This window comes from Pseudomonas paraversuta (assembly GCF_904067025.1).
In the GTDB taxonomy this organism is placed as follows: Bacteria; Pseudomonadota; Gammaproteobacteria; order Pseudomonadales; family Pseudomonadaceae; genus Aquipseudomonas; species Aquipseudomonas paraversuta.
Genome location: NZ_CAJFDA010000001.1, coordinates 3,210,029 through 3,235,039 on the forward strand (window position 1 = coordinate 3,210,029; position 25,011 = coordinate 3,235,039).

Here is a 25,011-nt window from a genome sequence, read left to right on the forward strand (position 1 = left end):
AGCTTGCCTCGCGATGCCAGCACACAGCTTGCGCGGATCAGCCGTCCCGCTGTGGCATCCAGATACTGGAACAGACTTTCTCCAGCAGCGCCTTGTTATGGCTGAACACAATCAGCCCCAGTTCACGGCGCTTGACCTCCTCCAGCAACACTCGCCATACCTGGGCCTGAATGTGAGGGTCAAGTTGCGCCGTCACCTCATCGGCAATCAGATAGCGCGTGCGCGGGTCCAGCGCCCTTAGCAAGGCGATACGCGCCAGTTCGCCGCCCGATAGTTCATCCGGCCGGCGCGTCAGCCAGGCAGGATTCACCGCCATGCGTTCAAGCCATGGGGCATCCGGGGACCAGGCATCACGCAGGCTCTCACCCGTGGTGCGATAGGGATTGAAGGTCAGTTCGGGGTGTTGTGGCACTAGCTGAACCGGGCAGTAGCCCTTCTTCGACAGCGGTTTACCGCCCACTGTGACACTGCCCGAAGTTGCCGTTTGCCACTGCGCCAGCACCCGGCCCAGGGTGGTTTTCCCAAAACCGCTGGGGGCGGAGATGCCTTGACACTCCCCCAGCCCCACCTGAAAAGACACCGAATCCCAGAGTCGATGACCGTCTTGCACAATGCTGAGTTCGCGCACTTCAAGCATAAGAATCAGCCCCGACTTCCGGTACCCGCCGCGCCAGAAACTGTTGCTCGGGCAAGGCCGCCCAAAGCGACTGTAGCCACGGACTGCCTGCGCTTTCACGCAACTCTTTCGCGCTCAGGGTTTCGTGCAGTTCACCTTGATGCAACACCGCGATCTTGTCGGCAAAACGCGCCGCCAACGCCAGGTCATGGGTGACCCACAGAATGCCCCGCCCCTGCTGGCAAAAACCCTTGAGATGGGTCAGCAGCTGACAAGCATGCTCGTCATCCAGCCACGAGGTGATCTCGTCCGCCAGAATGTAGCGCGCGTGGGTCAGTGCCGCGCAGCTGGCCAGAACCCGCTTGGCCATGCCCCCGGACAACTTGCGCGGATATTCGTCCACCAGCCCGGGTTGCAGGTTGTATTGCTGCAGTTGCCGCGCCACAGCCCCCGGCTCCAGCGTGACCCCGCTCAACTGCGCCGCCCTGTTCAACTGCGGGCCGACTTTGATCAGCGGGTTCAGGGCACTCACGCCCTGGGGCACATAGCACAGGCTTTTGCCGCGCTGGTCGACCTTGCCCGCAGCGCTCAGCACCTGCCCATCGAGCACGATATCGCCATGACAGCGCATGTTGTCCGGCAGCAAACCCAGGGCGCTCTGTAGCAACAGGCTTTTGCCCTCCCCGCTGGAGCCCACAAGTGCCACCAGCTCACCGGGGTTAATCTCCAGGGAGATATTGCTCAGCAGCGGATGCCAGGTTTTATGGCCCAGCCAGTGATAGTGGGCGATATCAATCGCAAACCGGTCGAATTTCAGCATCAGGTAATCCTTATCCAGAGCTGTTGCAGCGCTCGTGCAAAATGGTCGAATACCAGTACCAGACCCACCAGAATCAAACCCGGGAAGAACGCCATCCACCAGGCACCCGTACTCAAGTACCGTAGCGCATCCGCCAGCAACAAGCCCAGTGACGGATCATGGGGCGCCAGACCAAAGCCCAGAAAGCTCAGCGCCGCCGAATGCAACACTGCATGGGGGAACATCAGCAAGGTGCCGATGATCCACTGCGGCAGCAACAACGGCAGCAAGTGATGGCGCCAGCGATAGAAGCTGCTGTTGCCCAGGCGATGGGAGAGCATGACAAAATCGGTCTCGCGTATGCGCAGGATTTCGGCTCGCAGGATCAGGGCCAGTCGCGGCCAGTGGGTCAGGGCCACGGCCAGGATCACTCCCTGTTTGCCGCCGCCCAGGGTGAAGCAAATCAACACCAGCAACAGCAGATGCGGCAACGCCAGCATGCTGTCGATCAGCCCGCGAATCAGGTAGTCCAGGGTTTTGTTCAGTGCACACAGGCTGGCGGCAAACATGGCCAGAAAACCGCTGCTAAAGGCGGCGGTCAAACCGATTTGCAGGCTGGTGGTCATCCCCTGGAAGCACCGCAGCCACAGGTCCCGTCCCAGGCTGTCGGTGCCGAACCAATACTCGGAAGAAGGTGGCAGGCGCCGCGCCAGCAAATCCATCGGAACATCAACGCTGACTATCGACAGGCCATACGCGATCAAAAGCAGCAGCATCAGCAGCGAGAGGCAAAGCCTGAACAAGGCACGATTGGGGTCGTAAGTCATGACTGGCGCGCCGCCCCGCGGTTGAGGCGCAGTAACAGCGCGTTGGCAATGCTGTTGCCGGTAAACACCAGCACCGCACAAAACATCACAATCCCCATCAGTAACGGGATATCACCACGCAAGCCGGCATCGATAGTGGCCTGGCCGAGGCCCGGATAAGCGAAGACTTTTTCCGCCAGCAGCGAACCGCCAATCAACTCCCCCACCGAAGCAAATTGCAGGCACAACGCGGGGGTTACCGCGTGACGCAAAATATGAAAGTTGATCAGCGGCCAGCCTTTATCGCCCTGGGCCTGGGCATAGCGAATGAACTCACTGTTCATCACCTCTGCCACCCGTGAGCGGGTGTGCAGCGCAATATTGCCGACCCCCAGAACCCCGAGGGCCAGCATGGGCAAAATCAGGTGCCTGAGCTTGTCGCCCCAGGTGGCTGTTTCGGCGCTGCTGCCCGGGGTCCAGGCACAGCAGATCGGCGCCCAGTTGAGGGTGACGGCAAACAGTGACAGCAACAACAGGCCAATCCAGAAGGTCGGCAGGGACGCCAGTACATAGGACAGGGTCGAGATCAACCGGTCCGGCCAGCGATTCAAGTAACGTCCGGCCGTAAGGCCCATGGCCAGACCGACAATCCCGGAAAACAGCCACGCTGACAATAGCAGCGCGAATGAGGTGGCAAAGCGCTCACCAATCACTTGCGACACCGGCGCGTTGTAGAGCATCGAGTAGCCGAAGTCGCCTTGCAGGATCTGGCTGAACCAGTGCAAAAAGCGCTCCCACAAGGGCTGATCCAGCCCCCAGCGCGCAGCAATCAGCGGGTATTGCTCGGGCGGCACGTGCAACAGGTCGTTGCCGATATAAGCCCGGATCGGGTCAACCGGAGAAAAGCTGAGCAAGGTAAACGTGCCTGCTGCCGTCACCAGCAGCAGGCACATCAAGCGCACAACATAAAGCGAGAATCCACGAATCACTTGCAGGTCCACTTCCAGCCATCAAGGCTATTGAGCAGCGACCAGGAACCGTGGATTTCCGGAGCGCCTTTGCCCAGGTCGATACACTCATCAGCCAAATACGTGTGCTGTACGTTCAGCAACCACGCCCAGGCTGCATCGCCCTTGACCCCGGCGCCGGTCTTGCCGTCCCACTCCACTTGCTGCCAGAACGGTACCGCCTGCTGCCAGGTCGGAGCATCCAGCGCCTGCTGCAAATGCTGATCGACTACAGGATTCTTGTAATAACCGGGGTTGTAGTACTCAACCCCGGCCGCCTTGCTGCTGTAGTGATGATAAAGCTCCATCGGGTCGAGGCTGCCCCAGCCAAACAGGGTCGGGTTGGCGTGCATGTTGCGTTCAACGGTTTCCCAACTGCCTGACTTCAAGTCCACCTCGATCCCGACCGGCTTGAGCATGGAGCGCACGGCCTGGGCCAGGTCACGTCGGGTCGCATCGCCACTGGCGTACCACAGGGTGAGTTTGGCCGGCACACCCTCTTTGGCACGAATGCCACTGGCGGTTTCAACCCAGCCGGCTTCATCCAGGATCTGTTTGGCCCTGGCGATATCGCCATCCTTGAAGGCCGCCTGCGGGTTATCCCAGGGCAAACCCTGGACCCCGGTGTAGGCAGGTATCGCATGCCCTTCGAGAATCTGGTCCGCCAGCAATTGGCGATTGATTGCGTAGTTGATGGCCTTGCGGATCGCCACATCGGCGGTCACATCGTTACCAACGGGGTAGCCATGGGCATCCTTTTTGCCTGCCCTGGTGGTGGGCAGCACAATGCCGCGATTCTCGACACTGGGGCGTACCCACAGCTTCATGCCCGGTGTCGGCGTCACCGCCAGCGACGGAACGATTCGTACGATACCCAGCTGCTTGCTCTGGGCCGCGGCAAACGAGCTGTCCTCATCGAGGAATACAAACACCAGCTTGTCGAAATCGTTTTTCTGCCCCGCGTAATACGGATTGGCTTCAACAATCAACTGCTGCCCCGGCTGGTAGCTGACCAACCGGTAAGGCCCGGCACCAACAGGCTTTTGCGCATAGGTTTTAGCGTCGTACTTGTCGGCCGAGACAATGCCCAGCGAACCCAGCACATTGACGAAGGTACTTTGCGGCGCCTTCAACTCAATGCGCACGGTGAGCGGATCTACCGCTTCGGCCTTGAGGAAGTTGCCCATATCGACCTTGCCGCCACTGGCCGCCGCATTGTTGTAGGTGTAGGCCACATCCCTGGCAGTCAGGGCCGAGCCATCGGAGAATTTCAAGTCGGGCTTGAGCTTCAAAGTCCAGGTTTTGCCATCGTCACTGGTCTGATAATCAGTGAGCAGGAAACTGCTCCAGGACAAGTCCTCGTTTTGCTTGAGCAACGGGCTGTGCAACAGCAGATAACTGCCGTGACTCCAGCCCAGCATGGGGTCAAAGCCTTCAGTGGGTTCATCGCCAATGGCCAGTTGCAGAGTTCGTGCCTGCGCTGAGTAAACCGGCGCAGCGAGCACACTCAACAAGGCAGCGGCCACCAGGGTATTGCGCATCCATGCAGGCTTTGACATCTATCCTCCTGAAATAAATAGCTTCGTCGGCAAATCCCGGAAAAACCATGCGCCAATTCTCGCGCCCAACAGTAATAGCACCCCAGTATCAAATATCCAGCAGTCATATGATTTTTTAGGGAAATCTTCATACCGGCGCATTATCTTGTAACAACATAAGAATCCCCAGCGACCGGGATCTCAACTTCCAGGCAACCTCTGAGAGGTTCAAGGACGCGGCTGTGCTATACCAAATGGGTACGATTGTTCAGACATGGCATGCAGATTCCACATACAGAGGTTCACATGTTCAAAGGATTAGCCGGTCACCTCAAAGACAAAAACATCCACTCGATCAACGCCCTGCCATCGAACAATATCGAACTGTTCGACTGCTACACCGGGCTGATCCTGGGCCACCTGTATCGCAATTTCCCGCTGCCCCTCACCCTCACCGCCGAGCGCTTTATCGATTACAAAACCCTGGGCGCCAGCAACCGCGACACTCTGGAAAAAGAAGAGGCCCTGTTCCTGGCCACCGTCAAATGGCTGGCCGACGTCGGCTACATCCACTTTGACGGACTGTCAGGGGTTTCATTTTTCGAAGTAGTGCTGACCAATAGCGGACTGCTGATTTTGCGCGCGTTCCCTGAAGGCAAAGACAACGCCCCTACCATTGGCGAGAAGTTGTCGCACTGCACCAGGGACGAAAATAATGGCGAACTACGGGCCCTGGTGTCAGAAGCACTGGGCCTGGGAAGCCGGATGATCAGCCCGATGACGCGCTCGGGGATTTGAGCCAGTCGCATTGATCCGCATGCCACTGCAACGTTTCAACTCTGGCCTTCGCTGAAGCCGATGTTGGCGTAGCCAGTGGCATGCCTGGGTAGTGGTTGCAAGGTAGCCATTGGTATACCCCCCTCTTGATGCCTGTACCTGCCATGCAGAAAGTGCAAGCCCGTCCCCAGCCACTAAGTACAGGCTTCAACCACCCACTTCACTTTCGCCAGCGCCCCGCACAATGCCCCCATGTCCACCGATCCCAGGGCCAGTCTGATGGCGTGGGGTACGTGGGTCGAAACAGCAAATGGCTGGGCGGTGGAGACCGATATCTGTTCGCGCAGCAATGCCGTGACGACCTGATCTGCTCTGGCATCCTCGGCCAGGGGCAGCCATACAAAGTAGGAAAAGGGATGGCGCACACGGTGCAGCCCGGCCAATTGTTCGTCAGCAATGATCTGGCGGGCCTGTCCGTCCTGGCGCTTTTGCACTTCAAGTCGGCTCACCGTGCCGTCGTCGAGCCAGGCACTGGCGATCGAGGTCATTATCCCCGGGGTATTCCAGGCTGTGACCCGGATCATGCGCTCCAGTGCGGCAATGGTTTGAGGCGGCGCCGCGACGAAACCGACGCGTAAACCCGCAGCAACATTTTTCGACAGTCCGGATACATACACCGTCCTTTCCGGTGCCAGTTCAGCCAGGGGTGGCGGCGGATTTTCCACAAGAAAAGCGTAGGCCGCGTCTTCGATGATATGCAGATCATGCTTGCGCGCGATTGCCACAAGCTGCTGACGCTGCTCGAGGCTCATCACCCAACCCAGCGGATTGTGCAGGGTCGGCATGCTGTAAATTGCTCGCACCGAGCGACTGCGACAGAGTTGTTCCAGGGCATCAAGGTCCGGGCCACTTTCTGTAACCGGAATCGGCAACACCTCAAGATGCAGCGCCAGGGCCAAAGCCTTGAAGCCCGGATAGGTCAACCCATCGACCGCAATCACATCGCCGGGCTGGAGCAGCGACATCAAGGCCACAGTCAAACCGTGCTGGGCACCATTGACGATCAAGACCTGCTCGGCAGGTATGTTCAGGCCGCGAGTCTGCAAATGCCGGGCAAACGAAGCCCGCTCGTGCAGGCGTCCGCCATGGGGCTGATAGCGCAGCAGCGACTCCAGGTCGCCGGACAACGCGAGCTGGCGCAAGGCGCTGCGCAACAGTTCGGCCTGGCCGGGCACAGAGGGGTAGTTGTAATTGAGGTCCAGCATCCCTGCCGTCACGTCGGGCTGGTCGATGCCGTGGCCGGGGGGCAACGACGTCTCTCTGACGAAAGTCCCGCGCCCCGCCTCTCCACTGACCAGGCCCATGGCCTCAAGCTCGGCGTAAACCCGACTGGCCGTGACCAGGGCCAGCCCTTCTGATGCGGCCAATTGCCGGTGGGTGGGCAAGCGGGTACCGGGTGGCAAGCGTGCACTGCGGATATCAGCGGCAAAGGCGTCGACCAGCGACTTATAGCGAGAGCGCGGCATCGGGACTTGTATCCATGACAATATTTTGATTGTCATCAATATTCGACCCTAGGATGCACTTTATGCAATCCCGCGATCAGCCTTGAGTGTGAAACTCGATGGAACGAACCTCCAACCTGCAAAATCCGGCAACCTCGCAAAACCTGAGCGGCTGGCTCAACGGGTTTATCGGCGTGGTTATTTTCAGCGGCTCGTTACCGGCAACCAAGGTGGCGGTGCTGGAATTTGATCCGGTTTTTCTGACCCTGGCCCGCGCCACCATCGCCGGGGTCATTGCCCTGTGCATGCTGCTGTTGTTGAAGGCAAAGCGCCCTCAGCGAAGCCAGCTTTTGTCCTTGCTGATCGTGGCCATCGGGGTTGTGGTGGGCTTTCCACTGCTGACCGCCCTGGCGCTGCAGCATGTCACTTCTGCTCACTCGATTGTGTTTCTCGGCCTGTTGCCCCTGGCGACTGCAGCCTTCGGCGTGTTGCGCGGCGGCGAACGTCCACGGCCGGCGTTCTGGCTGTTTTCAATCCTGGGCAGCGCGCTGGTGGTGACGTTTGCCCTGTCACAGGGTCTGACCGCCTCGGCCACAGGCGACATTCTGATGTTCCTGGCCGTGATCATTTGCGGCCTGGGCTATGCAGAAGGTGCAAAGCTGTCCAGAACCCTGGGCGGCTGGCAGGTGATTTGCTGGGCGCTGGTGCTGTCGCTGCCGGTGATGGCAAGCCTGGCGGTTTACTGTGCACCCTCTTCGTTCGCCAACATCAACCCGCCAGCCTGGCTGGGCCTGGCTTACGTCTCGTTGTTCAGCATGCTGATCGGCTTCGTATTCTGGTACCGCGGACTGGCCCAGGGAGGCATTGCGGCCGTGGGCCAGCTTCAGCTGTTGCAGCCTTTTTTTGGCTTGGCCCTGGCCGCTACCCTACTGCATGAGACCGTCAGCATCGGCATGTTCGCCGTGACCGGCGCGGTGATCCTGTGTGTGATTGCGGCGAAAAAATTCGCTAGATAAGGCCCCGTTGTTCAGGCAGTTTTCAGCGTAAAGCGCGAAGCCGGGCGGTTCAGGCCGTAGTGATCGCGCAAGGTACTGCCAGCGTATTCGGAGCGGAACAGGCCGCGCTGGCGCAGGATCGGCAGCACTTCATCAAGGAACACCTCAAACCCGTCCGGGAACGCCGGAGGCATCACGTTGAAACCGTCGGCGGCGCCACTGCGAAACCACTGTTCGATCAGGTCAGCAATCTGCACCGGCGTGCCTACCGGTACCCAGTGCCCTCGCGCACCGGCCAGGCGATTGATCAACTGGCGCAGTGTCAGGTGCTCGCGATCAACAATGTCGATGATCAGCTTGAAGCGACTGGACTGACTTTCACGGCTGTCGAAGTTGATCAGGTGCCGCGGAAACGGCGCGTCCAGGTCATGCCCGGACAGGTCGACCCCCAGCATGCGGCGCAACTGACCCAGAGAGATATGCGGCAGGACCAGCTCATTGAGCTCATCGAATTTGCGCTGGGCTTCAGCTTCGCTGCTGGCTATGTACGGGCTGATGCCCGGCAGGATTTTCAGCTGCCGCGGGTCGCGCCCCACCGCCCTGGCCCGGGCACGGATGTCGTTGGCGAACTCGGTCGCACTGTGCAGCGTCTGGTGCGCGGTGAAAATCGCTTCGGCATGGCGAGAAGCAAAGTCGCGGCCGTCCTCGGAAGAGCCCGCCTGCACCTGCACCGGCCGGCCCTGTGGCGAGCGCGGCGAGTTGAAGGGACCCTTGACCTTGTAATGGGCGCCCACATGGTTGATCGCATGCACCTTGCTGGTATCGGCAAACACCCCGGCCGTCTTGTCCAGCACCAGCGCGTCGTCTTCCCAGCTGTCCCACAAGTCGGCCGTCACCTGCACGAACTCTTCGGCCTGGGCGTAGCGATCATGGGCCGATGGATGCTGGTCAAGGCCGAAATTGGCGGCAGCGTCGGCCATGGAAGTGGTCACGATGTTCCAGCCGGCGCGGCCGTTGCTGATGTGGTCCAGGGCGCTGAACGCTCGGGCCAGATTGTAGGGTTCGCTGTAGGTGGTACTGGCCGTGGCAATCAGGCCGATGCGCCGGGTGACTGCGGCAATGGCCGCCAGCCAGGTGATGGGCTCGAACCGGATACGCAGGCCCTCCCGCCCGCTTTCGGAAAGTGAGGGTGAATCGGCAAAGAAAATCGCATCGAGCTTTTCCCGTTCAGCGCGTAACGCCAGCTGCTGGTAATAGCCGATATCCATCGAGTGTTCCGGCACCGATTGCGGGTGGCGCCAGGCGGCTTCGTGATGGCCATTGGGGTAGATAAACAGATTGAGGCTGAGCTGGCGTTCGGACATTTTCCGCTCCCTGAAGAGAATAAACCTGACAAACATGGGCCCGCGCGCGGCGTCAGGCAGCAACCCGCGGCGCAGTAAAAAGATCAGTGCAGTTCAGCGAAATCACTCAGTACATCGTCGCGCAGGGCAATGAAACGGCTGTCGCTGCGGTTGCGCGGGCGTGGCAGGTCGACATCGAGAATACGGCGGATGCGGCCCGGGTTCGGTTGCATCACCACAACCCGATCCCCCAGGAAAACCGCCTCATCCACATCGTGGGTTACCAGGATCATGGTGATTTTTTCCTTGGCCCAAATGTTTTGCAGCTCGCCCTGCAGACGCGCGCGGGTCAAGGCATCCAGGGCTCCCAGTGGTTCATCAAGCAGCAACACGCTGGGGCGATTGACCAGCCCGCGGGCAATCGCCACCCGTTGCGCCATGCCTCCGGAGATCTGATGCGGGTAAGCGTCGATAAAATCCTGCAGGCCCACCAGTTCGATGTGCTCACGCACGGTGTCGCGTTTTTCAGCGCTGCTCAGCACCGAGTTCTTCAGCCCTACCGCGACGTTCTGCTCCACGTTGAGCCACGGGAACAGGCGGTGATCCTGAAACACGATGCCGCGCTCCAGCCCCGTGCCGGCGATGGGCTTGCCATTGATCAGGATCCGCCCGTCATATTCCTCATCGAGCCCCAGAATCAGGCGCAACAACGTGGACTTGCCGCAGCCGCTGGCGCCGACAATGCTGATGAATTCGCCGGGGGCGATGTCGAGCTGAATGTTGTCCAGTACTTGCAGCTGGGTCGTGCTGCCCGGGCGGGAGGCAAAACGCTTGCTGATGTTTTCCAGGGTCAGGCCGTTGTTGAGCATGCTGCAGTCCTTCTGAAAGTGTTAATCAACGGGGGGCGATGCCATACAGACGCTGCATGCGCCGCTCACATACCCGTGCCAGTGCATTGAGGCTCCAGCCCACCAGGCCAATCACCACCATGGCGAACAACACCAGGTCCATCATGAAATGCTCGCTGCCATCAATCAGCGTATTGCCGATCCCCTCCCCCGAAACCAGCAGGTATTCGGCACCGATGGTGGCCAGCCAGGAGTACACCAGCGCCAGGTACAGCCCGGTAAAGATCGACGGCAATGCGGCCGGCAACATGACCCCGATGATGGTTTGCCAGCGGCTAAAGCCGTATACCCGCGCCACCTCCAGCAAATTAGGCGGCACGCTGCGCAAACCATCGCAGGTATTGACCACCACCGGCACCAGCGCTGCCAGTGACAGAAAGGCCACTTTCGCCACATCACCCAGGCCGAACCACACCGAGATCAGCGGGATCCAGGCGAACAGCGAAATCTGTTTGAAGGTGTTGAAACTGGGCCCGACCAAACGCTCGAAATGCCGTGACAGCCCCAGCAGGCATCCCAGCACCAGACCCAGGCTGGTGCCGATAAAAAAGCCACTGAGATTACGCGTCAGGCTGGCGCATATGGCGCGCCAGAATTTGTCCGAGGTGATTTGCTCCCAGGCCGTGACTGCGACTTTCTCCGGTGACACCAACAGCCCCGACTGGCTCCAGCCCTGATGGGATGCCAGCCACCAGATTGCGATGGCGGCAATCGGTAACACCCAGCCACGATAGCGACGACTGCCCGGACTCACTGCAATCACGGCGCTCATGACAGTGCCCCCGCTGTCCCGGGGCGACCGCGATTGAGGCGGCGCTCCACATAATCAAACCCGCGATCGATCAACAGGCCGACTGCCCCCACGACCACCACGGCCGCCATTACCAGATCCAGTTGAAACAACTGACGGCCATATACGATCAGGTAACCCAAGCCCTCACTGGAGGCAACCAGCTCCACTACCACCAGCGACAACCAGGCCTTGGTGAAGCCCAGACGCAACCCGGTGAACAGCGTCGGGACCGCCGCCGGCAAGACAATCCCGACCACGCTTTGCCAGCGACTGAAACCATAGGCCCGGCCAACTTCCAGCAGCCCCTTGGGCGCCTGATGAAACGCTTGCAAGGTGCACAGGGTGATCGGCACTGTCGCCGCCTTGGCAATCAGCACGTACTTAAGGGGTTCGCCGATACCGAACACCAACAAGGCAAATGGCAGCCAGGCCAACACCGGGATCTGAACCAGCGCATTGAAGGTAGGCAGCAGGTAATCCTCGACGGTGCGCGAGAGACCCATGGCCGCCCCCAATACCACACCGATCAAGGCACCCAATGCGAACCCCAGGACTACTCGTTGCATGCTGGCCAGGGCATTGATCCACAGATCACCGGAAGTGATCAGGTCCGACAGGGTTTGATACACGTAGGCCGGGGGCGGCAGCACCTGCTCCGATAGCCAGCCGCGCTCGACGCCCAAATACCACAGGCCCAGCAAGACCAGCGGCAACAGCCAGGGCTCGGTGTAACGACGCAGCCTGGCGAACCCCTGAGAAGTACGCGGTATCTCGACCTTGCGCACGGGCCGAATCGGCGCCGGCGGCAAGCGCTTGACGTTGTCCCTGGGTAACGCCGGAGCCGAGTACGGCTCCGGTCTGGCGGTCTGTGCCCTGGCCATGTGCTAGCTCCCTTGCTTGCTGGTCGCGACCGCTACCGCATCAGCGGCGGGCTGCTTGCCATCCGGGCCGTAGGGGGTCCAGTAGTGTTCAAGGCCCCTGCTTTTGAGAGCCGCCTGCAAATAACCGGGGGCGAACCAGCCCTCAACAATCACCGGACGACGGATCAATTTTTCTGCCTTGGCTTGATCAGCCACGGCCTGATAGCGGCCTATCAGGAAGTTGTCCACCAGAGGCGAGACTTTGTCCCGCAGGCTGCTTCCGGCAAAGTCGGCACGCAATGACTCCACCGGGTCATTGCTCTTGGCCCACTCGGCGAAGACCTGCTCGGCATGCCCCTCGTCCGAACTCCATTTCGCCGCATCCACCAGGGTGTCGACGACTTTCTGCACGTTCTGCGGGTGTTCCTTTTCATAATCGCTACGCACCACCAGCGCCGTCTGGCGGGTGTAGCGCACATCCTGCGAAGGGTTGTCATAGATGATGTCGATCAGGCCTTTATCCCGCAGCTTGAACAACTCGCGTCCGCCAAAGGCCGCGTCCACGCCATTGGAAACCAGGGCCGCCTGGGTGCTGCCAGTGTCGAGGTTGATCACCTTGATGTCGCGCTCGGTCAGGCCACGCTCGGCCAGCAGGTTGATCGACACCAGGTGCCCGTTGGTACCGCGAAACACCGCTACTTTTTTGCCTTTGAGGTCATCGATGCTTTTGATGTCAGAGCCCTTGGGCACCGCCAGGTAAATGTTCGAGCGCACCCCCAGTGCCGCCAGCAATCTGGTGTCCAGCCCGTTGGAGCGGCCTACGACTGCAGGCAGGTCGCCCTGGTAGGCGAAATCCAGCTGCTGGTTGGACAGGGCTTCATTGACTGCCGGCCCTGCCCCTTTAAAGAAGAACCACTGCACCTCGGTGCCGCTGCCGGCGAAGGCTTTTTCCAGAAGTTGCTGATTGCGCACAATGCCCAGGGACGAACCACTGAACGTAACCGGGTCACCACCACCGGCGGCGGCGACGCCAATGCGCAACACATCGGCCTCGGCCAATGGCGCAACCAGCAGCACCGCCAGCGCGGCCGCAATACGCCCTTTGCGAAACACTTTAAATGTAGCCATGTGGAGGTCTTCCTTGGATCGATGAGGATTGGTCTGTCAGGCGGCGAGGTGTTTTTTGTCGGCTTCGGTTTGCGGCGAGCGGGTTTCGGGGGTGGGTTTGAGTGCCTGGCTCAAGCGTCCGTCGACGCCAAACGGCACATCACCGTCAATGGTGGTACGGCGCACAATGCGCTGCGCATCGCCGTAATCGTTGATCGCAATATGCTGGGTGGCGCGGTTGTCCCAGATCACCACATCACCTTCCTGCCAGCGCCAGCGGACGGTGTTGTCGACATGGGTAATACGGTCGTGAAACAGACGGATCAGCTGTTTTGAATCATTGCTGCTGACCCCTTGAATCTGCTTAACGAAGTGCCCCAACAACAAACTTCTCTCGCCCGACTCCGGGTGTACGCGAACCAGAGGATGTTCAGTCTCGTAAACTTCGGCGGTGAACTGTTCGCGATAACGCTTGAGCCCCGATTCATCGGTATTACGCGGTGCGGCGTAGTCATAAAGATTGGTGTGCAAGGCGCGCAAACCATCGGCCAGCAGTTTTAAAGGATCCGGCAGATCGGCATAGGCCGTTGCCGTATTGGCCCATACGGTGTCGCCGCCATAAGGCGGGATGACCACACCGCGCAGGATGGAAATCTTCGGGTAATTGGCCACGAACGTCACATCGGTGTGCCAGGAGTTGGCCCGGGTTTCCTTGGCATCCAGGTGCAGGATGGCAGTGCTTTGCTCGGCCGAACGCACGGTCGGGTGCGGTACTTGATTACCAAAACGTCGGGAAAATGCTTCGTGCCCGGCATCATCGAGATGCTGATCGCGAAAGAACAACACTTTGTATTTCAACAGTGCTTCATTAATAAACTCGAACGCTTGCTCACTGATATCACCGCCCAGTTTTATGCCGTCCAGTTGTGCACCAATTCGACCTGCGACGGGTTTTATTTGAATAGTCATCAAACCACTCCTGCCTTATGAACCGTTGTTGGCCAGATCATAAAGGCATAAAAGCAGCACTGACTAATCACAATTTAATATAAAGATATGCGAATCATCCGCTAGAACCAGGACGCTATAAAGCTTGATAAATCGTTATATAAGTCTGGTTGTAAGCTCATAACTTTTTCACTGGACCCTGGATAAACAGGTGGGGCCGGGTCTGGAAAATTCACCGTCGCCACCACAGCTGCCCCCGGATTTACCTGAGTACCGCCGATTTTTAACCAAACAGGAGACGGCCACAGGGAAATAACGAGTGCCAGCTTTGACCCACATCATTCACCAAGCCACAGAGACAAGTTGATTGTCGGACAATACAACATTCTATATATCCACTCGTCAGATTAGACACTTAAAAAAACCGAAAACTTTGCTCTGTAAAATATATGTGCTTCTCTAGAGACGCTAACCCGACCCATCGTCTTCAAAGGATGAAGTGATGAATGCCTTATATAAAACCTCGACCAGTCCGTTATCAAAAACAGAGCAAGATTCAATCAATGAGGTCACTCAGAAAATCACCCAACACAGTAACGAACTGCGTAAAAAATACCCCCTGCTCGGGTATCAAAATGTTATAGGCGCTAGCGTGATGACACTGTCTATCGCTGGCATGATCCTCTCTGGCACGCTGTACATCAAAGGCATAATACCCGCATGGCTGTGTATTGTGATCAATGCTTTATTAACCTCCTTCATACATGAACTTGAACACGACTTGATTCATCGCTTGTATTTCAGAAAGCAGCCCATTGCACACAACTTGATGATGTTGCTGTGCTGGATAACCCGCCCGGGAATGCCGAGCCCCTGGTTAAGGCGAGAGCTGCACTTTCACCACCATAAAGAGTCGGGCACAGACACCGATGTTGAAGCATGGATTACCACCAGCGGCAGCAAGTGGGGCGCCAAGCGGCTCCTGAAACTCATCGATGGATTTGTCTTTGGCATTGTAAATGCCCTGTTTGCGCCTACCTGGCGGGAAAAGGTCAGATTGACCGTCAAGGTGCTGCGCTTGAATGCCCCCATGGGACTGTTGTACTGGGGCTGCTGGTATGTGTTCCTGGGGTATCACTTCTATACATGGACAAGCTCATTAATGGGTTTTGCCTATCAGCCATCGCCCACCACATCGATACTGATGAGCGTGATCAACAGCGCCGTGGTTATCATCGTCGCGCCAAATATAATACGTCAGTTCTGTCTATTCTTTGTCAGTTCAAATATCCATTATTACGGCGATGTGATGCCGCGCAATCCCTTGCAGCAAACTCAAGTCATGAATCATTGGTGGCTATGGCCATTCCAGTTGTTCTGCTTCAACTTCGGCAGCACTCACTGCATTCATCACTTCGTGGTTAAAGACCCCTTCTATATCCGTCAAATGACAGCACCCTTCGCCCACAAGGTATTAGCGCAAGCCGGTGTTCGCTTCAATGACTTCGGCACTTACAAACGCTCAAACCGTTACAACCTGACTCAACCGGACGCTTGAACCTGTGCACGGCCCTTTTAGAACAAGGGTATTTACGATTTAAACGATGGCACAACTTTAAACAAATGGAGTGTTAAGCATGGAAGCTGAAGGGATATGTGCGAATCAATTTGAAAGCGTCAAGCATGCTTTTGAAAATATCTTTAATGATCCGCAGGAACGAGGGGGAGGACTCTGCGTAAAAATTGGCAATGAAACGGTCGTGGATTTATGGGCAGGTTCATCAGATCGTGAAGGTAATAAACCTTGGCTTAAAGATACGTTGATAAATACATTTTGCACGGTCAAACCATTCGCTGCAGTGGCGGCATTGATGCTGGTCGAAAAAGGTAAACTGGAATTAGATATCCCGGTGACTCATTACTGGCCTGAATTTGCCCAGGGCGGTAAAGATAAAATCACCTTGCGCCATGTGATGAGTCATACCTCCGGGATTCCAGCGTTAAGGCTCCCCAACCGCAACCCGACGATGTATGACTGGGAGCATATGGTGAATGTTCTGGCTGCCGAGCCTATATGGTGGCAACCAGGTACCGAGCTGGGATATGGAACCACAACCTATGGCTGGATCATCGGCGAGCTGATCCGGCGAACTGACGGCCGCAACCCCTGCACCTTTATCCATGAAGAAATCACCCAGCCCCATGGCCTGGAGGTTCATCTGGGCGTGGAGCAACAAGATTATTACCGCATTGGCCATTATGACGCGGCCAAGGGACGCATAGGTGACCCTTACTCGAAGAACTTGCGAACAGTAGTTACCACTCATTCGGAAGACATTTCGACCCTTGCCTTTACCAATCCGGGAATATCTCCCAAGCGTTCATCTGATCCAAAATGGTGGGCCTTCAAGCAGCCCGGTGCGTGCTCACATAGTACGGCAGCTGGTTTGGCCGGTTTTTACAGTGCATTACTGGCCGGGCAATTCATCGGCACAGACATGCTGAACGAATTCACCAAAGAGCAAAGCAACGGCATGGATCGCATCTGGAAGCGGCCAATGCGCTATGGCCTGGGTTGCATGATGGAACAAACGGCCGATCCGGATGCATCACACTGCATGGGGCCCAACACCTTTGGCCATATAGGGCTTGGCGGTCCAATTGCCTTCGCAGATGCTGATCGCGAGATCAGTTTCAGCTTTGTGACAACGACTTCAGGTGGGCACATGATGATTGATCCACGCGCACAGAACCTTGCAGCCCTTGCCTACGCGGCAATCTAAACACCCGAGGATCAACCTGGTACACAGAGAGGCCAGCCCCGCAGGCAACTGCACAAAACCGCGACAAGCGAAGCCGACTCGATAGCAAGTCACCCCGCTGCACCCGGTGTAGTGTGTTGTATTACACATCACTACACCGGGACCCCATGCCTACTATGTCTGCGCGCATGCATGGCCAAATGACACACGCCCTCACCCATCTCGCCGAAGCCACTGGCCGCAGTAAATCCTTTATGGCCATCAACGCCCTGCTCGGTTGCTTACACACATATAAAGAAAAGGTCCTTCCTGGCAGCAAGAAAATGCGGCAAAAAAGAGAGTCTGCGCAGAGGTTTCCCAAACCCCAGAAACGACAAAGCCCACCAATGGCGGGCTCTGCGGTGTAGCAATATGGCGGAGGCGATGGGATTCGAACTCATGGACCTGTTACAGTCGACGGTTTTCAAGACCGTTGCCTTAAACCACTCGGCCACACCTCCTAACGTTGTTGCGGGCGCCATAATACCTGAATGAAACACGTTGTCAAACTCTCTTGATCCCTTGTTTCAGAGCCTCTGCTATGATCTTTGCAACTTAACATTTCCGGACACAGGAGTATCGCCATGCGCGAACAGGATTACCCAGTTAATAGCAACGTGCAGGCCGAACAGCTAGAGGTTAGCCGTGTCCTGCGCAACACTTACGGTTTACTGGCCCTGACACTGGCTTTCAGCGGTGTAATGGCCTACGTATCTCAGCAGATGCGTGTCGGTTACCCAAACATTTTCGTGGTCCTGATCGGCTTTTACGGCCTGTTTTTCTTGACCAACAAGCTGCGTGACTCGGCATGGGGCCTCGTGTCTGCTTTTGCCCTGACCGGCTTTATGGGCTTCCTGCTGGGCCCGATTCTCAACCGCTACCTGGGCATGCAGGGCGGCGCTGAGGTCGTTAGCTCCGCATTCGCCATGACGGCTCTGGTTTTCGGCGGTCTGTCGGCCTATGTGCTGATTACTCGCAAGGACATGAGCTTCCTGGGTGGTTTCATCACTGCAGGCTTCTTTGTTCTGCTGGGCGCAACGCTGGCGAGCTTCTTCTTCCAGATCAGCGGCCTGCAACTGGCTATCAGCGCCGGTTTCGTGCTGTTTTCTTCGGTCTGCATTCTGTTCCAGACCAGCGCCATCATTCAGGGCGGCGAGCGTAACTACATCATGGCGACCATTAGCCTGTATGTATCGATCTACAACCTGTTCATCAGCCTGCTGCAAATCTTCGGCATCATGAGCCGCGACGACTGATTGACGACCGCTGTACAAAAGCCCGCTTCGGCGGGCTTTTTATTGCCTGTAGCAAGCATCTTTAGGCGTCTGGCTTTATCATTGCGTCAGATTTGCCGACAGAGCCCACCATGAAATTTGCCATTGCCCTTTATTCAGCAGCCCATGCGCCCTCCTCTCGCCGAGCCCTGCGCTTTGCCGAGGCGGCATTGGCGGGCGGCCACGAGATTGTCCGGTTGTTTTTCTATCAGGACGGCGTCCACAGCGCTTCGAGCAATATCGTGACACCTCAAGATGAACAAGACCTCGCACAGCAATGGTCAACCTTCGTCAGCAACAATCAACTCGATGGCGTGGTGTGTATTGCAGCAGCCTTGCGCCGCGGTGTGCTGAATAACGACGAAGCTGCGCGATATCAACGCCCGGCGGTCAATTTGCAAGCGCCGTGGGAATTGTCTGGTCTGGGACAGTTGCATGATGCAATTCAATCGGCCGATCGACTGATCTGCTTCGGAGGGCCTTGAGATGCCTAAGTCGCTTTTGATTATTAGCCGTCAGTCTCCCTGGTCCGGCATCAACGCGAAAGAAGCGCTGGATATCGTGCTGGCAGGCGGTGCGTTCGATTTGCCGATCGGTCTGCTGTTTATGGATGACGGTGTATTTCAGCTTGTACCCGAGCAGAAAGCCGCCGCCGTCCAGCAAAAAAACCTGACGGCCAATCTGCAAGCTTTGTCCCTGTTCGGCGTTGAGGACCTGTTCGCTTGCGGCCACAGTTTGTCCGTACGCGGCATCTCGCCTGCCGGGCTTGCAGTCGATGACGTCGAGCCGCTGTCGGCAGAAGACATACGCACACTTATTGACCGTTATGACCAAGTGATAACTCTCTGATGTCGACCTTACACGTTCTGAGTCACTCGCCCTTTTCAGACACGCGCCTGGATAGCTGCTTACGCATTCTGGGGCGCGGTGATGCCTTGCTACTCTGTGGCGATGCGGTCTATGCCCTGCAGCAGAGCAGCACACTTGAAGACAAGACTGTCTTTGCCCTCGAAGAGGATCTGCAGGCACGCAATATCGAGTGCCCGCAGTGGGCGGTAGCGATTGACTACCCGGCCTTCGTCGATCTGTCTATTCAGTATGACAAGGTCAACAGCTGGCTATGAATGTGCTCACCCTCGATGGTAAAAACATCCCGCTGGATAAAGACGGTTATCTGCTCGACCTCAACGATTGGTCGGCAGACGTCGCTCAGGCACTGGCCGCACAGGCGGGTATTGAGCTCAGCCCCGAGCACTGGGAAATTCTTCAACTGCTGCGCGACTTTTATCAGGAGTTCCAGCTGTCTCCCGCTACCCGGCCGCTGATCAAATACACCGCACTCAAGCTGGGGACAGATAAAGGCAACAGCCTGCATCTCAATCGCCTGTTCAATGGCACTCCTGCCAAACTCGCCGCCAAGCTGGCGGGCCTGCCAAAGCCGACCAATTGTCTATGAACATCCCTGCACCGCTGACCCTGGAAACACCCGCCGAGCACCCTTTTGCACAATTTGTCCGGATTCTGGGTAAAGGCAAGCGCGGCGCCCGCAACCTGACCCGCGAAGAAGCCCGCGAAGCGATGGGCATGCTGCTGGATGAGAAGGCCGAGGACACGCAACTGGGCGCCTTCCTGATGTTGCTGCGGCACAAGGAAGAAAGCCCTGAAGAACTGGCCGGTTTCACCGAAGCGGTGCGCGAGCGCCTGACAGCCCCCGGGATCCACGTCGATCTTGACTGGCCAACGTATGCGGGCAAGAAACGCCATTTACCCTGGTATTTGCTGGCAGCCAAATGCCTGTCGCAAAACGGCATACGCATCTTTATGCATGGCGGCGGCGCCCATACTGCAGGCCGTCTATACAGCGAACAGCTGCTGGATGAACTGGCCATACCACTGTGTCGCAACTGGCAAAGCGTTGAAGTCGCCCTGGACCAGGGCAATCTGGCATTTATGCCGCTGCAGGACTGGGCGCCACAGTTGCAACGCATGATCGATCTGCGCAATACCCTGGGCTTGCGCTCGCCAATTCACTCGCTGGCACGCATTCTCAACCCCCTGGGTGCACGTTGCGGCCTGCAGAGCATTTTCCATCCGGGCTATCAAAGTGTGCATCGCGACGCCAGCGGCTTGCTGGGAGACACCAGCATCGTGGTCAAGGGCGATGGCGGCGAAATCGAAGTCAACCCTGACAGCCTGAGCCATCTGTACGGCACCACCCAAGGTGTGAGCTGGGACGAAGAATGGCCGGCGTTGTCTGCGCAGCGCCACGTCAAACCGGCAACCCTGGAGCCACAACACCTCAAGGCGTTATGGCGTGGAGAGGTCGAGGACAGCTATCCGCAGCTGGCGTTGCTATCGACCATGGCCCTGGCCTTGCGCGGGCTGGGTACGCCCCGCGAGCAAGCCTTCGAACTGGCTCAGCGCTACTGGGACAACCGCAACAAATCGATTTAATCGATACTTGGCGCCCATGTTTTGCGCTTTTTGTTCGAACTCAGCCCTTTAGACTGAACTCCAATGCAAAATAGCCAAGGAGCCTCACATGGGCCTGTTGATCGAAGGGCACTGGCATGACCAGTGGTACGAAAGCAGCAAGGACGGGGCGTTTCAGCGCGAGCAGGCCCAGCGCCGCAACTGGGTGACCCGGGACGGCTCGCCTGGCCCGACGGGCAACGGTGGCTTTGCGGCCCAGGCGGGCCGCTACCACCTGTATGTCTCTCTGGCCTGCCCCTGGGCCCACCGCACCCTGATCACCCGCCAACTCAAAGGCCTGGAGTCGCTGATAGACGTGTCAGTGGTCAGCTGGTTGATGCTGGAAAACGGCTGGACCTTTGACAAGGCATTTGGCTCCAGCGGTGACCCTCTCGACCACCTGGATTTTTTGTATCAGCGCTACATTCTGGACACACCCGATTACACCGGCCGCGTCACCGTCCCCTTGCTCTGGGACAAACAGCAACAATGTATCGTCAGCAACGAATCGGCCGACATCATTCGCATGTTTAACACTGCATTTGACGACCTGACGGGCAACCCTCTGGACTTATATCCGCCGTCGCTGGCCACCCAGGTCGATAACTGGAATGAAAGGATTTACCCGGCCATAAACAACGGCGTATACCGGGCCGGATTCGCCACTTCCCAATCGGCTTACGAACAGGCATTCGATGAGATTTTCCGCGAGCTCGAACACCTGGAAACCCATCTGACAGACCATCGCTATCTAGCCGGTGAGTATTTAACTGAGGCAGACGTACGCCTGTTTACCTCACTGATTCGATTTGATGCGGTGTACTACAGCCACTTCAAGTGCAATGAACGACGTATTGCCGATTATCCAAACTTGTCCAACTGGCTGCGTGAGCTATACCAGTGGCCTGGCATTGCGCAAACCGTGGATTTCACCCACATCAAGGGACACTATTACGCCAGTCACCGCACAATCAATCCCACAGGTATTATCCCGAAAGGCCCGGCGCTGGACTTCACCCGCCCCCATGACCCAACCGCCTTACAGGCAAGGGCATCCAGCAACGCTAATACCTGCAAATATGCTGGCCGCACAGGCTTGCGGCCAGTAGCATCGCGCGCACTGTTTACGAGACTGCCTTATGCTTATTCCATACGACCAGCTTGAACCTGACACCCTCACCCGCCTGATTGAAGACTTCGTCAGCCGTGAAGGAACCGACAACGGTGATGACACGCCGCAGGAAACACGTGTGCTGCGAGTCCGCCATGCCCTGAGCAAAGGCCAGGCCGTTATCTTCTTTGACCTTGAGAGCCAGCAGTGTCAGCTGATGCCCAAGCATGCCGTGCCAAAAGAGTTCTTTGATTAAGCACAACTGCCCCCCTGATCAAGGACTGGAGAAGCGCGGCCCCAACAAAATAATGGTCGCGCCTATTACACACAGCCCTAGCCCCAGCCAGTCTGAACCCAGCGGCCGAATGCGCTCCACCACTGCCAGCCAGGCAATGGACGTCACGATGTAGATCCCGCCATAGGCCGCATAGGCCCGCCCGGCATAGACCGCCTCGACCTTGGTCAAGAGCAGGGCAAACACCACCAGGCTCAGGACTGCCGGCACCACCCACCAGGCACTCTTGCCCTGGCGCAACCACATCCAGAACCCATAGCAGCCAGCAATCTCAAACAAGGCCGCGAAAAAAAACCAAACGTAGTTAAGCATGCGAGAACTCTCCAAATGCGCAGCGCGCAACCCTACGCGTCAGCCCGTGGCCGATCAAGGCTGGAGGGGTTTGGGTGGGGATTAATAAAAGTTGAATTTTCCGCCGGCATCACCAGTCGGACTTTATAAGCACTGCCTATCCTCGTTCGTCAAACAGTGCCCTGAAGAACCTGCAAATTGGCAGAAAACATCAATAAGGAAATGATCATGACCACAATTCTACTCATCATCCTGATTCTGCTGTTAGTAGGCGGATTGCCTGTATTCCCGCACTCGAAAAGCTGGGGCTACGGGCCGTCAGGCATCATCGGCGTGGTTCTGGTTGTACTGTTGATTTTGCTGTTACTCGGCAAGATCTAGAACACACCCAGAGCACAACCCGCGCGCAATAAAAAAGAGGCCCTGAGGCCTCTTTTTTATTGCGCGGTTACTTACTTCGGATCTTCTACACCCGCAGTGTTATCCATCAAACTTTTGGTGGCTGTTTGCAGGAAGGATTCGAGTTTCTTTTTAAGCTCGGCCTCATCCGGCGAATCGGTAACCACCTTGGCTTCAGGATTGGCGCCCAGCTTGTACTGCCAAACCTTGGCCAGCATATCCTTGGGCTGAACCAGCAAGTGGTCGCCGCTGATGACTGCCACTGTCTGGTCACTGCCGGACGGCTTGATCACGCCTGTACCCTTGTCGCCTTCAGGCAGGGTGAGCAGGTCACGGCCCCAGCATTGCTGACGGAACTCGCCACCCAGACGCCCCATGATGGTCGGCACGATATCAACCTGTGTCCCCACGGTGTCATTGCGCGCGCCAAATTTTTCCTGGATACCAGGCCCGATCAACAGCAATGGAACGTTAAAGCGTCCCAGGTCCATCTCGGAAATTTGCTGCTCGTTACCGAAGCCGTGGTCACCCACCACCACAAACAGGGTTTCCTTGAAATACGGTTCTTTACGCGCTTTTTCGAAGAACTGACCCAATGCCCAGTCCGAGTAACGCATGGCCGTCAAATGCTCATTGAGCGATCCACGGTCAGTGACCGGTTCAACCGGCAACGGGGTCGGCAGTGCATACGGCGTGTGGTTGGACAGGGTCTGCAGCAAGGCATAGAACGGTTCTTTGCCTTCGCGCTTCTTCAGCTCTTCCAGACCACGGTTGAACATGTCCTGATCGGACACGCCCCACGTAGGATCGGAGAACACCGGATCAACGTAATCGTTACGACCAACGAAAGTGGTCATCCCCTGATTACTGAAGAAACCCGACTGGTTGTCCCAGGCAAAATCACCGTTGTAGACATAGACGTCGTCAAACTTGCGTGCACTGAGCAGTTCCGGCAGACCGGACAGCTTGTGGCTGCCTTCCGGGGTTTGCATCAGGTATTCAAAACCCGGCAGGTTCGGGAAACAGGCCATGGTTGCGAACATACCCTGGTGGGTATGGGTACCGTTGGAGAAGAAGCGCTCAAACAACAGGCCTTCTTTCGACAGGTTGTCAAAATACGGCGTGACATTGCCCGGACGACCCAGCGCACCCACCGAGTGACCGGCGAAGCTTTCCATCAGGATCACGACAACGTTCTTGATCGGCAGGGTTTTTTCCGCAGGTGGCGTGGTATCGCGGCGTACAGGCGCAGTGTCCGGATCGACCAGCTTGTCGTTCTCGGTCAGCAGCATATCGCGCACTGTCTGTTGGGCTACCGGATCTTCCAGGGTGGCCTTCCAGATATTGCTGCGCTCGTCGGAAAAGCGGCTTTTGGCAGCGGCAATCAGCGACAGGGAGCCGTTAAGACCCAGCTGGTTAGCGAAGTTGGAGTCTGTTGTGTAGGCATCGCCCCAACGTAGAGGAGGACCCTGGCGCAAGGTGCCGCGAGCAGCAACCACACACACCAGCAGTACCACCACAAACACCGCGACACGGCCATACCACGGCGCCACGGCGCGGGCGGTGCCGGCAACGGCTGCGGTGGTCCGCGAACGGGTCAGGCGATCGGCGCCACGAAATGCGAAGTACAGAATCAGCGTACCAACGGCCCAGGCCAACAAGTAGCGCACCACCGGGAAACCGTACCAGAGCATGCTCATGACGGTTTTAGGGTCTTCCTTGACGTACTGGAAAACCAGACCGTTAAGGCGCTGGTGGAACTCGCGGTAGAAGTCCATCTCCATCAGGCCCAAAAACAGCGCCAGGCTGCAAGCAGCTGTCAGCCACAAGCGCATCACTGCGCGCATGGTCATGGCTTTGACACTGAGAATCGCCAACAGTAGAGGAATGCTGAGATACACCACAATTCGCAGGTCAAATCGCAGACCGTTGGCGAATGCTTCGAGGAAGGTCGAAGCCGGGGTATCGAGGATCATTTCCCGGTTATAAACCAGCAGAGCAACCCGTAGCAGGGTGAACATCAGCATCATGATCAAGGCACACAGCAGCGTAAACGCCAGATGCGATTTGACCGTCGGTTGCAACACACGCGTAGCAGCGTGCTGTTGTTTTGGGGCGTCCGGGTTTGCCATGTCGTTTAAGAACCCATTTGTTCAAGTTGAAAAAGTAGTCAAGCCGAAATTTTGCTGGCGGATTGTCTTGAATAGATCGTGAAAATTCCGTGTAGAGCACATTTTGAAACATAAGAAAGGGCCTTTCGGCCCCTCTCGCTCAAGGTTCTGCTGGCATTGCAGTGTGCTAGCGATGCAGCCCACAACCAAACATCAACAGATCCCGGAAGATACCCGATCGTTACCCGGCGTGTT

Annotated in this window: 26 protein-coding genes, 1 tRNA gene and 1 pseudogene; 13 read left to right on the plus strand and 15 right to left on the minus strand. The window is 57.3% G+C overall.

The window, feature by feature from the left end; genetic code table 11:
• Window positions 1-37: 37 nt before the first annotated feature.
• Genes JQ848_RS14435 through JQ848_RS14455 form a run of 5 tightly spaced genes read right to left on the minus strand, consistent with a single transcriptional unit; the run spans window position 38 to window position 4,787 of the window.
• Window positions 38-637 carry an ATP-binding cassette domain-containing protein gene (locus tag JQ848_RS14435; protein ID WP_003442093.1) on the minus strand — a complete coding sequence of 200 codons (600 nt, stop codon included), beginning with the start codon at window positions 635-637 and terminating at the stop codon, window positions 38-40.
• Window positions 630-1,436, minus strand: a complete 807-nt coding sequence (locus tag JQ848_RS14440; protein ID WP_003442091.1) for an ATP-binding cassette domain-containing protein — start codon at window positions 1,434-1,436, stop codon at window positions 630-632. Before JQ848_RS14440 ends, JQ848_RS14435 begins: the two co-directional genes overlap by 8 nt.
• Window positions 1,436-2,242 (minus strand): ABC transporter permease, encoded by an 807-nt coding sequence (locus JQ848_RS14445; RefSeq protein ID WP_202210881.1) that lies wholly within the window; start codon window positions 2,240-2,242, stop codon window positions 1,436-1,438. The genes JQ848_RS14440 and JQ848_RS14445 overlap by 1 nt, the downstream gene beginning before the upstream one ends.
• On the minus strand, window positions 2,239-3,210 hold the full coding sequence (locus tag JQ848_RS14450) for an ABC transporter permease (protein WP_235972479.1): 972 nt from the start codon (window positions 3,208-3,210) through the stop codon (window positions 2,239-2,241). Before JQ848_RS14450 ends, JQ848_RS14445 begins: the two co-directional genes overlap by 4 nt.
• On the minus strand, window positions 3,207-4,787 hold the full coding sequence (locus JQ848_RS14455) for an ABC transporter substrate-binding protein (RefSeq protein WP_202210883.1): 1,581 nt from the start codon (window positions 4,785-4,787) through the stop codon (window positions 3,207-3,209). Before JQ848_RS14455 ends, JQ848_RS14450 begins: the two co-directional genes overlap by 4 nt.
• Window positions 4,788-5,072: 285 nt before the next feature.
• Between JQ848_RS14455 and JQ848_RS14460 the strand changes: the two genes are divergently transcribed.
• Window positions 5,073-5,564, plus strand: coding sequence for a hypothetical protein (locus tag JQ848_RS14460; protein WP_127196298.1), 492 nt, complete (start codon window positions 5,073-5,075; stop codon window positions 5,562-5,564).
• Between the two features lie 173 nt (window positions 5,565-5,737).
• Here JQ848_RS14460 and JQ848_RS14465 read toward each other — a convergent pair whose 3' ends face one another.
• Window positions 5,738-7,069 carry an aminotransferase-like domain-containing protein gene (locus tag JQ848_RS14465; protein WP_202210884.1) on the minus strand — a complete coding sequence of 444 codons (1,332 nt, stop codon included), beginning with the start codon at window positions 7,067-7,069 and terminating at the stop codon, window positions 5,738-5,740.
• Between the two features lie 98 nt (window positions 7,070-7,167).
• Between JQ848_RS14465 and JQ848_RS14470 the strand changes: the two genes are divergently transcribed.
• Window positions 7,168-8,064, plus strand: a complete 897-nt coding sequence (locus JQ848_RS14470; RefSeq protein WP_127196296.1) for a DMT family transporter — start codon at window positions 7,168-7,170, stop codon at window positions 8,062-8,064.
• Window positions 8,065-8,075: 11 nt separating this feature from the next.
• On the opposite strand, the gene JQ848_RS14475 is transcribed toward JQ848_RS14470, so the two are convergent.
• From JQ848_RS14475 to JQ848_RS14500, 6 genes are all read right to left on the minus strand, one after another.
• Entirely contained in the window at window positions 8,076-9,407 is a 1,332-nt protein-coding gene (locus JQ848_RS14475; RefSeq protein WP_010656401.1) for an LLM class flavin-dependent oxidoreductase, read from the minus strand.
• An 83-nt stretch (window positions 9,408-9,490) separates the two neighbouring features.
• Complete coding sequence (locus tag JQ848_RS14480) at window positions 9,491-10,255, minus strand: ABC transporter ATP-binding protein (RefSeq protein WP_003442075.1); 765 nt, start codon at window positions 10,253-10,255, stop codon at window positions 9,491-9,493.
• Window positions 10,256-10,280: 25 nt separating this feature from the next.
• A complete protein-coding gene (locus tag JQ848_RS14485; protein WP_003442072.1) occupies window positions 10,281-11,066 on the minus strand; it encodes an ABC transporter permease in 786 nt (261 codons plus the stop codon).
• Entirely contained in the window at window positions 11,063-11,968 is a 906-nt protein-coding gene (locus tag JQ848_RS14490) for an ABC transporter permease (protein WP_202210885.1), read from the minus strand. The genes JQ848_RS14485 and JQ848_RS14490 overlap by 4 nt, the downstream gene beginning before the upstream one ends.
• 3 nt (window positions 11,969-11,971) lie before the next feature.
• Entirely contained in the window at window positions 11,972-13,075 is a 1,104-nt protein-coding gene (locus JQ848_RS14495; RefSeq protein ID WP_202210886.1) for an ABC transporter substrate-binding protein, read from the minus strand.
• A 36-nt stretch (window positions 13,076-13,111) separates the two neighbouring features.
• Window positions 13,112-14,023, minus strand: coding sequence for a TauD/TfdA dioxygenase family protein (locus tag JQ848_RS14500; RefSeq protein ID WP_010656404.1), 912 nt, complete (start codon window positions 14,021-14,023; stop codon window positions 13,112-13,114).
• 481 nt (window positions 14,024-14,504) lie between these two features.
• On the opposite strand from JQ848_RS14500, the gene JQ848_RS14505 reads away from it, so the two are divergent.
• Window positions 14,505-15,560, plus strand: coding sequence for a fatty acid desaturase (locus tag JQ848_RS14505; protein ID WP_003442063.1), 1,056 nt, complete (start codon window positions 14,505-14,507; stop codon window positions 15,558-15,560).
• Window positions 15,561-15,639: 79 nt separating this feature from the next.
• Window positions 15,640-16,785, plus strand: coding sequence for a serine hydrolase domain-containing protein (locus tag JQ848_RS14510; protein ID WP_202210887.1), 1,146 nt, complete (start codon window positions 15,640-15,642; stop codon window positions 16,783-16,785).
• Between the two features lie 391 nt (window positions 16,786-17,176).
• Here JQ848_RS14510 and JQ848_RS14515 read toward each other — a convergent pair.
• Window positions 17,177-17,264: transfer RNA gene (locus tag JQ848_RS14515), tRNA-Ser, on the minus strand.
• 123 nt (window positions 17,265-17,387) lie between these two features.
• Between JQ848_RS14515 and JQ848_RS14520 the strand changes: the two genes are divergently transcribed.
• From JQ848_RS14520 to JQ848_RS14555, 8 genes and pseudogenes are all read left to right on the plus strand, one after another.
• Entirely contained in the window at window positions 17,388-18,059 is a 672-nt protein-coding gene (locus JQ848_RS14520) for a Bax inhibitor-1/YccA family protein (RefSeq protein WP_003442061.1), read from the plus strand.
• A gap of 110 nt (window positions 18,060-18,169) precedes the next feature.
• Window positions 18,170-18,562: a sulfurtransferase complex subunit TusD gene (gene tusD / locus JQ848_RS14525; RefSeq protein ID WP_003442060.1), complete on the plus strand. Its 393-nt coding sequence runs from the start codon at window positions 18,170-18,172 to the stop codon at window positions 18,560-18,562.
• A 1-nt stretch (window position 18,563) separates the two neighbouring features.
• A complete protein-coding gene (gene tusC, locus JQ848_RS14530) occupies window positions 18,564-18,926 on the plus strand; it encodes a sulfurtransferase complex subunit TusC (protein ID WP_010656406.1) in 363 nt (120 codons plus the stop codon).
• Entirely contained in the window at window positions 18,926-19,201 is a 276-nt protein-coding gene (gene tusB / locus JQ848_RS14535) for a sulfurtransferase complex subunit TusB (protein ID WP_202210888.1), read from the plus strand. Before tusC ends, tusB begins: the two co-directional genes overlap by 1 nt.
• Window positions 19,198-19,533 carry a TusE/DsrC/DsvC family sulfur relay protein gene (locus tag JQ848_RS14540; protein ID WP_160628072.1) on the plus strand — a complete coding sequence of 112 codons (336 nt, stop codon included), beginning with the start codon at window positions 19,198-19,200 and terminating at the stop codon, window positions 19,531-19,533. Before tusB ends, JQ848_RS14540 begins: the two co-directional genes overlap by 4 nt.
• Window positions 19,530-20,531, plus strand: coding sequence for a glycosyl transferase family protein (locus tag JQ848_RS14545; protein WP_003442054.1), 1,002 nt, complete (start codon window positions 19,530-19,532; stop codon window positions 20,529-20,531). The genes JQ848_RS14540 and JQ848_RS14545 overlap by 4 nt, the downstream gene beginning before the upstream one ends.
• An 88-nt stretch (window positions 20,532-20,619) precedes the next feature.
• Window positions 20,620-21,617: pseudogene (locus JQ848_RS14550) on the plus strand (glutathione S-transferase family protein).
• Between the two features lie 71 nt (window positions 21,618-21,688).
• Window positions 21,689-21,916, plus strand: coding sequence for a YheU family protein (locus JQ848_RS14555; protein WP_003442050.1), 228 nt, complete (start codon window positions 21,689-21,691; stop codon window positions 21,914-21,916).
• An 18-nt stretch (window positions 21,917-21,934) separates the two neighbouring features.
• Here JQ848_RS14555 and JQ848_RS14560 read toward each other — a convergent pair whose 3' ends face one another.
• Window positions 21,935-22,267: a YnfA family protein gene (locus JQ848_RS14560; RefSeq protein ID WP_003442048.1), complete on the minus strand. Its 333-nt coding sequence runs from the start codon at window positions 22,265-22,267 to the stop codon at window positions 21,935-21,937.
• Between the two features lie 201 nt (window positions 22,268-22,468).
• Here JQ848_RS14560 and JQ848_RS14565 point away from each other — a divergent pair, with 201 nt between their 5' ends.
• Entirely contained in the window at window positions 22,469-22,627 is a 159-nt protein-coding gene (locus tag JQ848_RS14565) for a DUF3309 family protein (protein ID WP_177412975.1), read from the plus strand.
• Window positions 22,628-22,698: 71 nt separating this feature from the next.
• Here the strand turns inward: JQ848_RS14565 and JQ848_RS14570 are convergent, their stop codons facing one another.
• Window positions 22,699-24,777: an LTA synthase family protein gene (locus tag JQ848_RS14570; RefSeq protein WP_202210889.1), complete on the minus strand. Its 2,079-nt coding sequence runs from the start codon at window positions 24,775-24,777 to the stop codon at window positions 22,699-22,701.
• Window positions 24,778-25,011: the final 234 nt, after the last annotated feature.